Below are 14,164 nucleotides of genomic sequence, written 5' to 3'. Positions count from 1 at the left end.
ACCTATCCGATGCCGAGCATGGAGCGCAGTTGCGCCTTGTCCGGAGCGCCGCCGGCGAAGTCGTCGAACGCCTTCTCGGTGACGCGGATGATGTGGTTCTTGATGAACGGAGCGCCCTCGGCCGCGCCGTCTTCGGGATGCTTCAGGCAGCACTCCCATTCCAGCACCGCCCACCCCTTGTAATCGTACTGGGCGAGCTTGGAGAAGATGCCGGTGAAATCGACATGCCCGTCGCCCAGCGAGCGGAAACGGGCGGCCCGGTTGATCCAGCCCTGATAGCCCGAATAGACGCCCTGCCGCCCATCCGGATTGAACTCGGCATCCTTCACGTGAAAAGCGGAGATGCGCTCGTAATAGATATCGATGAAGGCCAGATAGTCGAGCTGCTGCAGGAGGAAGTGAGACGGGTCGTAATTGATGGTGCAGCGCTTGTGGCCGCCAAGCCTGTCGAGGAACATCTCGAAAGTCGCGCCGTCGAAGACGTCCTCGCCCGGATGCAGCTCGAAGCCGACATCCACGCCCACCTTGTCATAGGCGTCCAGAATCGGCTTCCAGCGGCGAGCAAGCTCGGCGAAAGCTTCGTCCACCAGACCGGCCGGCCGCTGCGGCCAGGGATAAAGATACGGAAAGGCAAGGCTTCCGGTGAAGGAGACCGAGACGTCGAGGCCGAGATTGCGCGATGCCTTCGCCGCCAGCAGCATTTGCTCGACAGCCCAGGCCTGGCGCGCTTTCGGGTTGTTATGCAGCCTTGTAGGCGCGAAACCGTCGAACGAGACGTCGTAGGCCGGGTGGACGGCGACGAGTTGGCCGAGCAGGTGGGTGGAAAGCTCGGTGATCTCGACCCCGGCCTCGGCGCATATTCCCTTCACCTCGTCGCAGTAATCCTTCGAGGTGGCGGCTTTCGCCAGGTCGAACAGGCGCCCGTCCCAGGCGGGGATCTGGATGCCCTCATAGCCATGTCCGGCCGCCCACCGGGCGATGGAAGGCAAGGTGTTGAAAGGGGCCTCATCGCCTGCGAACTGGGCGAGAAAGATACCCGCGCCCTTCATGGTAGACGCCATTATCGTTCTCCTTCTTTTGTTCTTTCATAGCGGCGTGCGTAGTTGCGTTTCATCACGTGCCTCGCGGCTCATAGGAAAAGCGGGAAAAATCCGCGTGGATGGCGCCGCCGCTGGTGTCGAACGCGGCCATGCCGACAAATGCGCCCGTAAAGGAACCGTGCTCGCCCCGCCCGCCCTCGTCGGAAATGACGCTTGCGTCGAGCACGGGACCGACCTTGCGCCATTCCCCATCGCCCAGGCTATAGAAGAATTGCAGCTTCTGATGTTCGATCTCGACCGCAAGGCCGACCGGGCCGTTACCGGGCAGTTCCACCGGCGCTTCAAGGGGAAACGACAATTTGCCGTCCGGCCAGTTGCCGGGGCAGCTCATTATCGTCAGTACCCGGCCCAACCCCTCGTGAAAGGTAACGGCGAGGAAATGGAATTTGTGGCGATTATAATAATGCGTCAGCCCCGCCGCCTGCTGATAGTTGCGCGGCGCGAATTCAACCTCGGTTTCTGCCCGGAAGGAAAAATTCTCCTGCCTGCGGGCGACCAGTGCCTGCTCGAACCAGCTCCCGATGGATTCGCGCGCGTGCAGGCGCAGTGCCCGCCCGGTCAGGGTGAAAATGCGGTCGGGTTGGGGAGTGCGCAGCCACTGGAAATCGTCGGGCAACCGGGCCCCGGTGAAGTGGTGGCGCGCCGCCGCGGGTGCCTTGCGCTCCCTTGCTCCGACCGGCGCCGCGACCTCCACCTCCGGCACGGGACTGCCGCTTTCGGGATAAAGCCAGCCATCCTCACGCCAGACGCATTTCTGGATCGCGCTTTCGCGGCCGAGCGGAGAGCGTCTAATGCCCGGCAGCGGCCGCGAACATAGATGTGTGTGATAGGTCTCACCGTTCGGCGTCTCCACCACCTGCCCGTGGCCGGCGCGCTGGAGCGGCGCGTCGGGATCGTCCTTCGCAGTGAACAGGTGGATTTTCGGGTGCAGCTCATACGGGCCGTCGATGCTGCGCGCGCGGGCCATGGTGACCGCGTGCCCATAGCCGGTGCCGCCCTCCGCGACGGTCATGTAGTACCAGCCCCCGCGCTTGAAGAGGTGCGGGCCTTCCACCAGACCATGCGGGCTGCCGGCGAAGACGTTCTTCGCCTCGCCGATCAGCTTTCCGGCCGCCGCGTCATATTCCTGCAGGAGTATGCCGGCGAAGGCCGGATGCTTCGGCTTGCCGCCCACAGAGTCGGTGCGATGGTTCCAGATCATGTTGAGGAAATATTTGCGCCCGTCATCGTCGTGGAACAGCGACGGGTCGAAGCCCGACGAATTGACATAGACGGGATCGGACCATGGTCCTTCGATGGTGGGCGCCGTGACGATGTAGTTATGGGCGTCCTTGAAGTTTCCGTCGAGGCGCTTGACGTCCGTGTAGACCAGCCAGAACAGCCCGTCCGCATGGGAAAGGCACGGCGCCCAGATGCCGCCGGAATCGGGATTGCCGCGCATGTCGAGCTGGCTCGCCCGGTCGAGCGGGCGCTTGGCCAGGCGCCAGTTCACCAGATCGCGCGAATGATGGATCTGGACGCCGGGGAACCATTCGAATGTCGAGGTGGCGATATAATAGTCCTCGCCCACCCTGCAAATAGTAGGGTCGGGGTTGAAGCCCGGCAGGATGGGGTTGACGATCATTTGCGGGCCGGTCCCTTGCGCTCCGCCGAAGCGGCCCAGATGTTGATGTCGGCATCGCGCGCGAAGACATCGATCTCGGCCAGTTCCTCGTCAGTGAAATCCGGGTTGTCCAGGGCGCGCACGCAGTCCTCCACCTGGCTCGGCTTGCTGGCGCCGATCAGTGCGGTGGTCACGCGCCCGCCGCGCAGCACCCAGGCGAGCGCCATCTGGGCCAGCGTCTGTCCCCGACGCCCGGCGATCTCGTTGAGGCCGCGGATATTGGCAAGGTTGCGCTCGGTCAGGAATTCGCTGCGCAGCGACTTGCCCTGAGCCGCACGGCTCTCCTCGGGAATGCCGCCCAGATATTTGTCGGTGAGCATGCCCTGCGCCAGCGGTGAGAAGACGATGGAGCCGATGCCGAGGTCGTCCAACGCGTCGAGCAGCCCGTCATCCTCCACCCAGCGGTTGATGAGCGAGTAGCTCGGCTGGTGGATCAGGCAGGGGGTGCCGAGCTCCTTCAGGATCGCGGCTGCCTCGCGGGTGCGCTGGGCGTTGTAGGAGGAGATGCCGACATAAAGCGCCCGGCCGGAACGGACGATGTGGTCGAGCGCCATCATAGTCTCTTCCAGCGGCGTCTCGGGGTCGAAGCGGTGGGAATAGAAGATGTCGACATAGTCGAGGCCCAGGCGCTTCAGGCTCTGGTCGCAGCTCGCGACCAGATATTTGCGGCTGCCCCATTCGCCATAGGGGCCGGGCCACATGCCGTACCCGGCCTTCGACGAGACGATGAGCTCGTCGCGATAGCCCGCGAAATCGGTCCGCAGGATTTCGCCGAAGGCCGTCTCGGCCGACCCGGACGGCGGGCCGTAATTGTTGGCCAGATCGAAATGCGTGATGCCGAGGTCAAAAGCCTTGCGGCAGATCGCGCGCTTGTTGTCATGGCGCGAATCCTCGCCGAAATTGTGCCACAGCCCGAGCGAGATCGCCGGCAGCTTGAGGCCGGAGCGGCCGCAGCGGCGGTATTGCATGGTCTCGTAGCGGTTTTCGGCGGGTTGCCAGGTCATGCGTGTTCCTTCTCTTCGGCCAGCAAAGCGTGCGCTCCGGCCACATCCAGCGCCGGCGGGCGCTCGCATGTGGTCTGGAGTTCGACGAAGCTGCCTTTCTCGCCCGATTCCAGGATCGATGTCATTACGTCAATCGCGTGCAACGACATCTCCAGCGAGCAGCGGTGGGGACGCCCCTCGATGATCGCCATGGCCATATCGGCAAGGCCGACGGCGCGGTAGTTGGCGCGGCCGGGGCCGTTCTCCAGATCCTGGTTGGCAACGGCGAAGGGATGCGGCCAGTCCGGCAGCACGTCCACGACCTGCTGCTCATTGGTCACGATCAGATCGCCGCCGAAGAAATTCGGGTCCGGCAGGTGGAGCGAGCCCTTGTCGCCATAAAGCTCCATGTTGGAATGCTTGTGATGCCACACGTCCCAGCTCGCGCCGAGGGTGACGATGGCGCCGTTGGCGAACTCCATCACGGCATGGATCGTGGTGGGCGTCTCGACCGGGATCTTCTCGCCCCGACGCGCCTCCGAAAGGATGGTGCGCTCCTTGGCCGGGATCGATGCGAGCGCCCCGACGCGCCTGACCGGGCCGATGAGCTGGATCAGGTTGGTGACGTAGTACGGGCCGACATCGAGCACCGGACCGGCGCCGGGCAGGAAAAAGAAATCCGGGTTCGGATGCCAATGCTCCATGCCGTGGCTCATGACATGGCACGTGCCGCTGACAACCTTGCCGATGGCGCCGGTGTCGATCACGTGGCGGGCAAGCTGGTGTGCGCCGCCTAGGAACGTGTCGGGGGCCGAGCCGACGCGGACACCCTTGTCCTCGGCCAGCCTTGCCAGGGCAAGGCCCTCTTCCACGGACAGGACGAACGGCTTTTCCGAATAAACGTGCTTGCCCGCCTCTATCGCCTTGCGCGAGACATCGTAGTGGGCCGCTGGGATCGTCAGATTGACGACGATGTCGATATCGCCGGCGGCAAGCAGGCCCGCCACGGTCTCCTGCCTGACGCCGAATTCTTCGGCGCGCGCCTTCGCCGCCGCTTCGTTCACATCCGCGCAGGCGCGTATCTCAATGCCGCGGAAAAGCGGTGCAAGGCGCATATAGGCGGCGGATATGTTGCCGCAGCCGATGATGCCGACGCCCAGTGTCTTTGCCATTCGTTTCCCCTTTCTAGAGCAGTTCCAGGAAAAGTCGAAGCCGGATTTCCGTCTGGAATTGCATAAAATCAAACAGTTGGACCAGTTCTGCGTTTCTGCGAGACGGCGAACTGATCTAGAATTTGCGTGCGTTCTCGATGGACCGGCGCGCGAAGCGCTCATGGTCGTTCGGCTTGTCATGCTCCATCACGAAGAAGCGCGTGCTGGTATGCGCCCGCACCGCGTCCATGATCGACTTCCAGTCCATCGTGCCGGTGCCGACATCGGCCCAGCCATCTTCATCGGCGCATTCGCCCTCGGGCGCGATGTCCTTGATGTGAACGGCTGTGATGCGGCTGCCGTGTTTTTCGATCCACTCGATCGGGTTGCCGCCGCCGCGGACGATCCATGCAATGTCGGCCTCCCACGAAAGATCGGGCCCGCCGCGGAATATCTCCTCCTGGGGGATCGAACCGCCCGGCAGGGCGCGGAACTCGAAATCGTGATTGTGCCAGCCGAAGACCAGGCCGGCGCTGACGAGCTTCTCCCCCGCCTTCTGCAGACGCTCGCCGAAGCGGGCATAGCCGGCCGCATCCGCAGGCCGCTGGTCGGGCATCAGGAACGGGCAGTACGCCGCCTTCATGCCGACGGTGCTGGCGATCTCCAGCACCTTGTCGGCCTCATTTTCCAGCGCATCGATCCCGAAATGTCCGGAGGTCATCGAAAGGCCGGCCCCGTCGAGCGCCGCCTTCAAGCCCGCCAGATCGCCATAGACGCCGCCATAGCCTTCGACCTGCGCGTAGCCGAGCGACTTGAGCATGGCGAGGGTTTTGTCCAGGGGCGGAAACTCTCGGGAGGAATAAAGCTGGTAGGAAAACGCGGTCATATCTTTCTCCACTATTGGAAGGTCCGCACGCCTCGCAACGATAACGAACCGGGCAATGTTCTGGTGGTCCTGCTAATTCGGCGCCGGTCGTTCGAAGGTCACAAGCGCATCTCCGTCTCCGCATTGAAAATCGAGGCGCGGGCCGGGTCGAAGCCAACGGCAATGCGATCTCCCTTCTTGATGGCAGTCTGGCCATCCACCCGGAAGCGAAACTCGTGGCCGGCCAGGCGGGACCACACGAGCGTATCGGCGCCCATCGGCTCGATAACCTCTACGACGGCTTCGGCCCTGAACGGCAGGTCTTCGGCCGCCTTGTCCATGAAAATGTGCTCGGGCCGCATGCCGAAGACGACATTGCCTTCGCGCGCTCCGTTGCCGCTGAATTCGTATCGCGCCAGCGGAACTTTCAGATCGCCGGCCTTCAGGAAGGGATCGCTGTTCATGACGAGCTGCCCGTCCACGAAATTGATGATCGGCGATCCGATGAAGCCGGCAACGTATTTGTTGACCGGGCGATTGTAGATCGTGGCCGGGTCGGCGAGCTGCTGAACGGCGCCGTCGCGCATGATGGCGATGCGGTCGGCCAGCGTCATGGCCTCGATCTGGTCATGGGTGACATAGATCATCGTGGTGTTTTCGAGCTGCTGGTGCAGCCGCTTGATCTCCACCCGCAGTTCGGCCCGCAGCTTGGCGTCCAGATTGGACAGCGGTTCGTCGAACAGGAACACGTCGACATCGCGCACCAGCGCCCGGCCGATCGCCACCCGCTGCCGCTGACCGCCGGAGAGCTGCGCCGGCTTGCGTTTCAACAGCGGTTCGATGTGCAGGATTTCCGCCGCCCGGGCGATACGCTTGGCGATCTCGGCCTTCGGCACGCGGGCGTTCTTCAGGCCGAAGGCGAGGTTCCCCTCCACCGTCATCTGCGGGTAGAGCGCGTATGACTGGAACACCATGCCGATGCCGCGATCCTTGGGCTGCTCCCAGGTGACGTTGCGGTCGCTGATGAATATCTGCCCGTCGGTGATGTCGAGCAGGCCAGCGATGCAATTGAGCAGCGTGGACTTGCCGCAACCGGAGGAGCCCAGAAGGACGAGGAACTCACCCTTCCCGATTTCCAGATCGAGACTCTGGAGGACCTTCACATCGCCGAAGCTGAGCGAAAGGTCGTTAATGATTACGCTGGACATGGCCTACCCTTTCACCGCGCCTGCGGCGATGCCGCGGACGAAGAGTTTTCCGGATGCGAAATAGACGATGAGCGGCACGAGGCCGGTGATGATCGTGGCCGCCATGTTGACGTTGTATTCCTTCACACCCTGCACGGAGTTGACGATGTTGTTGAGCTGCACGGTCATCGGATAGAGGTCCGGCTTGGTGTAGACGACGCCGAACAGGAAGTCGTTCCAGATGCCGGTGATCTGGATGATCATCGCGACTACGAAGATCGGCAGGCTCATCGGCAGCATGATCTTGAAATAGATGCCCCAGAAGCCCGCTCCGTCCACACGCGCGGCCTTGAACAATTCCTCCGGTATGGATGAGAAATAGTTGCGGAAAAGCAGGGTCAGGATGGGCATGCCGAAGACCGTGTGCACCAGCACCAGCCCGGTAAGGCTGCCGTAGAGCCCCATTTCCCGGAGTAGGATGACGATCGGGTAGAGCATCACCTGATAGGGGATGAAGGCGCCGATAATCAGGATCGTGAAGAACAGGTTCGCCCCCTTGAAGCGCCAGTTTGCGAGCGCATAGCCATTGATGGAGGCGATGGCGATCGACAGGATGACGGAGGGCACCGTGATGCGCACCGAGTTCCAGAAACCGCGCGAGAGCCCCTCGCAATTGAGGCCCGTGCAAGCGGTTGCCCATGCCTTGACCCATGGTTCGAAAGTGATCTCCATGGGTGGGGAGAAGATGTTGCCGAGGCGTACCTCCGGCATGCCCTTCAGCGATGTCACCACCATCACGTAAAGCGGCAGGAGATAATAGACCGCCATGACGAACAGCGTGCCGTAAAGGATGATATTGCCGCGCGAAACGATGCGCCTCGGCCGCGCGCCGCGTGGGCCCGAGAGTTCCCGGGGAATCGTGCCGGCCGCTACTCCGGCTCTGTTGAGGGCGCCTGTGTCAGCCATGACGTTTCTTCCCTCCGAATTCGAGATAGGCCCACGGGATGACGACAATCAGCACCGAGAGCAGCATCATCGTGGAGGCGGCAAAGCCCTGGCCGAGATTCTGCGAAGAGAACATCATGTCGTAGACGTACTTGGCCGGAACCTCCGAGGCGATCCCGGGCCCGCCGCTGGTCTGCGCAACGACGAGGTCGTAGACGCGCACGATACCCGTCGCGATGATCACGAGGGCGGTGATGAAGACCGGCTTCATCATTGGTACGATGATGAGGAGATATGTCTTCCACATCGGAATGCCGTCGATGCGCGCGGCTTTCCAGATGTCCTCGTCGATGCCGCGCAACCCGGCCAGCATCAGGCACATGATGAGGCCGGTGCTCTGCCAGAGCGCGGCGATCAGGATGCCGTAAATGACGATGTCGGGGTTATAGAGCGGGTCGAAGGCGAAGCTCTCCCACCCCATCTGTCGAACCACATTCTGGATGCCGAATTCGGGATTGAGAATCCACTGCCAGACGAGACCCGTGACAATAAACGAAAGAGCGAAGGGGTAGAGAAAGATCGTGCGGAACGTGTTCTCGAAACGGATCTTCTGGTCAAGCAGCGCGGCGAGGATGAAGCCCACCACCAGCGAGAAGACCAGCATGCCGAGGCCATATATGAAGAGGTTTTCGATAGATATGAGCCAGCGAGGCGTCGACCAGAGACGCTCGTACTGAGCCAGCCCTACGAATTTCAGACGGGGGAGCAGGCCTGAGTCGGTGAAGGAATAGAAAATCGTCCAGAGCGTTCCGCCAGCGAAAACCACCACCGCCGTAAAGATCATCGGTATGGCCGCGATCTTGGCGTGAAGATTTCGGAAAAGCTGGTTCGGACGGCTTTGCTGCGTCATCGCATGATCTCCCGGCCGGCGAACTAGGGTCAGGACCTAAAGGTTACGAGGCACCGGCCCGCCTGTGGCAGGCCGGTGTTCATCGTCACGCGGTCAGGAGGCGCTGCCGATGATACCGGCGAAACGCTGCTGCGCATCCTCCGGCGTCATAGAGGGCGTGCTGAAGAATTCCGTCATCAGATCGTTGATCTGATTGATAATGTCCGGCGACATCAATTGCTCCTGCGAGGGGACGGCGCCACCGCCCTCCAGAATTGCCAGCCCCTTCTTCATACAGTCGTTGGCGGCACTCTGATCGATATCGCCGCGAACCGGCACCGACCCCTTCTTCAGGTTGAAGGCAACCTGCACCTCGGGATCGAGCATAACCCTGGCCAGTTCGTCCTGGGCGCTGGATATCTCCGGATCGTCCACCGATGGGAAGTAGAACGCGTCGCCGCCGGTTTCCAGAGCCTTGCCCACGCCGAGACCCGGAAGGCAGGTATAGTCCTCGCCCGCGACTTCGCCCGCCACCTGGAAATCGCCCTGGGCCCAGTCGCCGATAATCTGGCCTCCGGCCTTATCGGTGATCACCAGATTGGTCGCCTGGTTCCAGTCCTGCACATTGGATCTGGCAGCCATCTTGCGCGCGTCATCAGCGGCTTTGAATATCTTGGCGATCTCCGGACCGGCCGCCACTTCGGCATCTTTCTCGCCATAGACCTTCTGATAGATCTCCGGCCCTGCGAGCGAAATCAAGAGCACACGGAACACGCCATGTATCTGCCAGGACTGGCTACCGACGGCGAGCGGGATCTTGCCTGCTTTTTCAAGCGCAGGAGCAGCCGCCACGAACTCGTCCCAGTTCGTCGGGACCGGCACGCCGGCGTCCTCGAAGGCCTTGTTGGAAAGCCACAGCCATTCCCAGGAGTGGATATTGACAGGCACGCAATAGATCTTGCCGTCAAGCGTGCAGCTGTCGAGCAGCGACGAAGGCTCAATGGCGTCGCGCCAGCCCTCCTGCTCGGCCAGGTCGGTCAGATCGCGCATGAAACCTGCCTCGACCAGTTCTGCCGCCTGCTGACCATGATTGAATTGTGTGGCGCCCATCGGATCGCCGCCGGTGATGCGGCTGATCATGACCGGACGGGCAGTGTTGCCGCCACCGGCAATGGCGCCGTCGACCCATTTGTTTCCGGTGGCGTCGAACGCCTTGGCGAATTCCGCGACAGCGGCAGCCTCGCCCCCGGAGGTCCACCAATGCGTCACTTCCAGATCGACCGCGGACGCGGTCGTGACAACGCTCAGCATGGTGGACGCGGCCAATACGGCTTTCAATGTGTTCATCTCATTCCTCCCGTTCGGCAGCCCGACGCGCGGACCAGAAAAACAAAACACCGGCCTCCTACCGGTGCAATCGATTACATGGTAACATATGTCGGCATCTGTAATCGATTACATATAGCTTGATTTGCCATGGCAAAAGTGTCAAGCCTTTTTATGGGATGCTTCTCCGGAAGAGCGGAGCCAGGCAACAGGGTGGAGCGGGATTGGATAAGAAAGCGACCACTATTCAAGATGTTGCGCGGGTTGCGGGTGTTTCCACGGCGACGGTGAGTCGGGCCATCAGCAACCCGGACATCGTATCGGAAGCGACGCGCGAAGCCGTGTTCGCCGCCATCCGCACGACCGGCTACCACATCAATCTGATGGCTCGAAACCTGCGACGCAAGCGCACCGGCGCCATCGTCGTGCTGGTGCCCAATCTCGGCAATCCGTTTTTCTCCCGCATCCTTTCAGGCATCGAGCAGACGGCGGCGGCCGAAGGGCTCTCCGTGCTGATCGTGGATACCAAACATCCCAACGCGGACCAGACCCAGCTCGTCAGTTACCTGCACAACACGCGGGCCGACGGGCTGATCGCGCTCGACGGCTCCCTGCCGCGCGCCCTGCTCGGCGACGGGCAGGCATCCGGCGCCATGCCGCCGATCGTCTTCGCCTGCGAATGGATCGCCCACTGTTCCTTTCCCAATGTAGCCATCGACAACGAGGCCGGGGCGGCCTTGGCGGTGAGGCACCTTTATGAGTTGGGGCACCGGGATATCGGCCACGTCATGGGCCCTCCAGGCAATGTGCTCACCGAGACTCGCCTTGCAGGCACGCGCGATGCGCTGCGTTCGCTGGGGCTCGACATCCGCGACGAGTGGTTCATCGACGGCGATTTCAGCCTGCAGTCGGGCGCGGATGCGGCGCAGCAATGGCTCGCAATGAAGGAGCGCCCCACCGCGCTGTTCTGCGCCAGCGACCAGATGGCCTGCGGCTTCATATCCGAGATCAGCCAGGAAGGGCTGTCCGTGCCCGGTGACGTCTCCATCGTGGGCTTCGACGATATCGATATCGCCCGGCGCTTCATCCCGCCCCTGACCACGATACACCAGCCCCGCAACGCCATCGGCAACGCCGCCGCCAGGCTGCTCATCGAGCAGATCAGCGGCGATCGAACCGAAGCCGCCTCAGCGGTGCATCAGGTGCTGGGCGTCGAGCTGGTAGTCAGGAAAAGCACGGCGCCGCTAGGGAATAAATGAATCCAAGACGGATCAAACGCACCTGCCGTCATCCCGGACAAGCGGCGTAAGCCGCGCAGAGCCGGGACCCATTGAGAGGCACGGCCGGTCTCCGCAGAAGGGGTAGGTGGCGCTGAAATGCGCCGACGCGAGGACCGGGCCGCTCTCCATGATATGCTTCCAATAGGCCCCGGATAGCCCCGACGGGCTTCCGGGGTGACGACGGCGAAATAAGCTGAACTCAACCCGCTCCTACTGTGACCTAGGGCCGGCTTCTTCGCCCTTTCAGATCGCTTCCTCGAACAGCTTCCGGGTATTCTCCGGGTCGAGCCGGACGGGATTGCCGCCGGCCGTTGGATCCTCCAGCGCCATCTCGACCATGTCGCCGATGCGATCGGTCCCAACGCCAAGCTCGCCCAACCGGTCCGGCACGCCGAGTTCGGCGCGCAGGCCGATGACGAAGTCGTAGAAGCCGTCAAACCCGCCGGAAATGCCGAGATAGGCGGCCGCGGCCGCGATCCGGTCCTCGATGGCCGGACGGTTGAGCCTTAGGACGGGTGGCATCACCACCGCGTTGGTCATGCCGTGATGGGTGTTGTAGATCGCGCCCACGGGATGGGAGAGCGCGTGGATGGCGCCGAGACCCTTCTGGAAGGCGACGGCGCCCATGGCGGCGGCGCTCATCATGTGCCCGCGCGACTCCAGATTGCCGGGGTCGGCCACGACCTTTGGAAGATTCTCCTTCACCAGCCGCATTCCCTCGAGCGCGATGCCCTGGCTCATGGGATGGTAGAAGGGCGAGGAATAGGCTTCCAGGCAATGGGCGAAGGCATCCATGCCGGTGCCGACCGTGATCGTTGCGGGCATGCCGACGGTCAGCTCGGGATCGCAGATGGTGACGGCGGGGAGCATCTTCGGGTGGAAGATGATCTTCTTGACATGGGTCACGGAGTTGGTCAGCACGCCGGCGCGGCCGACTTCAGAGCCGGTGCCTGCCGTCGTCGGCACGGCGACGATGGGCGCGATCTTTGCCGCGTCGGCGCGGGTCCACCAGTCGCCGATGTCCTCGAAATCCCACACGGGCCGCGTCTGCCCGGCCATGAAGGCGACGAGCTTGCCGAGGTCCAGCCCCGAACCGCCGCCAAACGCCACGACGCCGTCATGGCCGCCCTCGTTGAAGATCTTGATGCCGGCGGCGAGATTGTTCTCGTCCGGATTTGGATCGACGTCGCTGAACATCGCCGCGCCCAGCCCCGCGTCGCCGAGGACGGCAAGCGCCTGGCTGGTGATGGGCAGCGGCGCCAGGCCCTTGTCGGTGACGAGAAGCGGCCGGCTCATGCCGGCGGCCTTGCAGGCCTCGGCCAGTTCCTTCACGCGCCCTGCCCCGAAACGGATGCTGGTGGGGTAGGACCAATTGGCAGTCTGGCTCATGATTTTCTTTTCCTGAGATGGAAGGATTTCGGGCGGGTGAGGTTGTGAAAGCCGATTTCGGACAGCGCGCCGCCGCGGCCGGTGTCCTTGCAGCCGGTCCAGCACAGCGCCGGATCCAGATAGTCCGCCCGGTTCTGGAATACGGTCCCGGTCTCGACCAGGCTTGCGATACGCTCCGCGCGCTCGGCATCCGCCGTCCATAGCGAGGCGGTGAGGCCGTAGGGGCTGTCGTTCATCAGTTCCAGCGCTTCGTCGTCGTTCTTGACCGGCATGATGCCGACGACGGGGCCGAAGCTTTCATCGCGCATGACGCGCATCTGATGGTTCACATCGACCAGGATCTGCGGCATCAGATAGGCGCCGCCATCGTCCTGCGGGAACAGCTTGGGGTCGATCAAGGCACGCGCTCCCTGCGCCACGGCATCGGCCGTCTGGCTGCGCACTTCGGCCGCGAAGCGCTTGTTGGCCATGGGCCCGATGGTCGTCTCCCGATCGAGAGGATTGCCGAGCTTGAGCTTTTCCACCCAGGCGACGGATTTTTCCACGAAGGTGTCGAACAGCGGCTCGGCCACGTAAAGCCGCTCGATGCCGCAGCAGCACTGGCCGGCATTGTACATGGCGCCGTCCATCAGCACGTCGACCGCCCAGTCGAGATCGGCATCCTCCATCACATAGGCGGGATCCTTCCCGCCCAGTTCCAGCCCAAGACCGGTGAAGGTGCCGGCGGCGGCGCGCTCGATGGCCTTGCCGCCGCCGACCGATCCGGTGAAATTGACGAAGTCGAAAAGGCCGGCCGAGACCAGCGCCTCGGTGCCCCTGTGGTCGAGGAAGAGATTGACGAAAACCTCCTCCGGCACGCCCGCTTCGTGAAAGGCAAGGGCGATCCGCTCGCCCACGAGCAGGGTCTGCGTTGCATGCTTCAGCACCACCGCATTGCCCGCGATCAGCGCCGGAACGATGGTGTTGATCGCCGTCATGTAGGGATAGTTCCAGGGCGCGATGACCATCACGACGCCATGCGGCTCGCGCCGGATGAAGCGTGAGAAGGTGGCCGAACCCTCGATTTCGATGGGCGCCAGCGCCCGCGCGGCGATCTTGGCCATGTAGTCGGCGCGCTCGTTCATGCCGCCGAACTCTCCGCCGTAGCGGACGGGCCTTCCCATCTGCCAGGCGAGCTCCGGCACCACCTCGTCTGCCATCTGGTTGAGGCGGGCGATGCCGGCGCTGACCAGGGCGATGCGCTCGTCCAGCGGGCGGGCGGCCCATGTCTTCTGCGCCTTGGCCGCGCGCTCGACCCGCTTGGCGGCCTCCGTGGGCGGCATGATCGGACGCTCCGCATAGACGGAGCCGTCGATCGGCGAAATGCATTTCAAGGTGTCTGTCATC

The 14,164-nt window shown here is 63.0% G+C and carries 12 protein-coding genes; 1 reads left to right on the top strand and 11 read right to left on the bottom strand.

The annotated features are described in order from the left end of the window. Nucleotides 1–2: 2 nt before the first annotated feature. From N1058_RS06550 to N1058_RS06510, 9 genes are all read right to left on the bottom strand, one after another. Nucleotides 3–1,061 carry a sugar phosphate isomerase/epimerase family protein gene (locus N1058_RS06550; RefSeq protein ID WP_265516695.1) on the bottom strand — a complete coding sequence of 353 codons (1,059 nt, stop codon included), beginning with the start codon at nt 1,059–1,061 and terminating at the stop codon, nt 3–5. 52 nt (nt 1,062–1,113) lie between these two features. Beyond that, nucleotides 1,114–2,724, bottom strand: a complete 1,611-nt coding sequence (locus N1058_RS06545) for a glycoside hydrolase family 43 protein (protein WP_265516694.1) — start codon at nt 2,722–2,724, stop codon at nt 1,114–1,116. Further along, nucleotides 2,721–3,767: an L-glyceraldehyde 3-phosphate reductase gene (gene mgrA, locus N1058_RS06540; protein ID WP_265516693.1), complete on the bottom strand. Its 1,047-nt coding sequence runs from the start codon at nt 3,765–3,767 to the stop codon at nt 2,721–2,723. Before mgrA ends, N1058_RS06545 begins: the two co-directional genes overlap by 4 nt. Then, a complete protein-coding gene (locus N1058_RS06535) occupies nt 3,764–4,918 on the bottom strand; it encodes a Gfo/Idh/MocA family protein (protein ID WP_265516692.1) in 1,155 nt (384 codons plus the stop codon). The genes mgrA and N1058_RS06535 overlap by 4 nt, the downstream gene beginning before the upstream one ends. Before the next feature lie 115 nt (nt 4,919–5,033). Beyond that, the gene (locus N1058_RS06530) at nt 5,034–5,783 is read right to left on the bottom strand and encodes a sugar phosphate isomerase/epimerase family protein (RefSeq protein ID WP_265516691.1); all 750 of its coding nucleotides are present in this window, start codon (nt 5,781–5,783) and stop codon (nt 5,034–5,036) included. A 98-nt stretch (nt 5,784–5,881) separates the two neighbouring features. After that, nucleotides 5,882–6,970, bottom strand: coding sequence for an ABC transporter ATP-binding protein (locus N1058_RS06525; protein ID WP_265516690.1), 1,089 nt, complete (start codon nt 6,968–6,970; stop codon nt 5,882–5,884). Between the two features lie 3 nt (nt 6,971–6,973). Beyond that, nucleotides 6,974–7,915 carry a carbohydrate ABC transporter permease gene (locus N1058_RS06520; protein ID WP_265516689.1) on the bottom strand — a complete coding sequence of 314 codons (942 nt, stop codon included), beginning with the start codon at nt 7,913–7,915 and terminating at the stop codon, nt 6,974–6,976. Beyond that, nucleotides 7,908–8,804, bottom strand: coding sequence for a carbohydrate ABC transporter permease (locus N1058_RS06515; protein ID WP_265516688.1), 897 nt, complete (start codon nt 8,802–8,804; stop codon nt 7,908–7,910). The genes N1058_RS06520 and N1058_RS06515 overlap by 8 nt, the downstream gene beginning before the upstream one ends. Nucleotides 8,805–8,897: 93 nt before the next feature. Next, the gene (locus tag N1058_RS06510) at nt 8,898–10,130 is read right to left on the bottom strand and encodes an ABC transporter substrate-binding protein (RefSeq protein ID WP_265516687.1); all 1,233 of its coding nucleotides are present in this window, start codon (nt 10,128–10,130) and stop codon (nt 8,898–8,900) included. Nucleotides 10,131–10,333: 203 nt separating this feature from the next. Between N1058_RS06510 and N1058_RS06505 the strand changes: the two genes are divergently transcribed. Then, nucleotides 10,334–11,368, top strand: a complete 1,035-nt coding sequence (locus N1058_RS06505; protein WP_265516686.1) for a LacI family DNA-binding transcriptional regulator — start codon at nt 10,334–10,336, stop codon at nt 11,366–11,368. Between the two features lie 264 nt (nt 11,369–11,632). On the opposite strand, the gene N1058_RS06500 is transcribed toward N1058_RS06505, so the two are convergent. Both N1058_RS06500 and N1058_RS06495 read right to left on the bottom strand, forming a co-directional pair. Further along, the gene (locus N1058_RS06500; RefSeq protein WP_265516685.1) at nt 11,633–12,778 is read right to left on the bottom strand and encodes an iron-containing alcohol dehydrogenase; all 1,146 of its coding nucleotides are present in this window, start codon (nt 12,776–12,778) and stop codon (nt 11,633–11,635) included. Beyond that, nucleotides 12,775–14,163 (bottom strand): aldehyde dehydrogenase family protein, encoded by a 1,389-nt coding sequence (locus N1058_RS06495; RefSeq protein WP_265516684.1) that lies wholly within the window; start codon nt 14,161–14,163, stop codon nt 12,775–12,777. Before N1058_RS06495 ends, N1058_RS06500 begins: the two co-directional genes overlap by 4 nt. Nucleotide 14,164 lies beyond the last annotated feature (1 nt).

The sequence above is a fragment of the Nitratireductor luteus genome (genome assembly GCF_026162365.1).
Taxonomy (GTDB): Bacteria; Pseudomonadota; Alphaproteobacteria; order Rhizobiales; family Rhizobiaceae; genus Chelativorans; species Chelativorans luteus.
The sequence above is the reverse complement of the archived record's forward strand: the minus strand, read 5'-3'. Positions and strand labels throughout refer to the sequence as shown.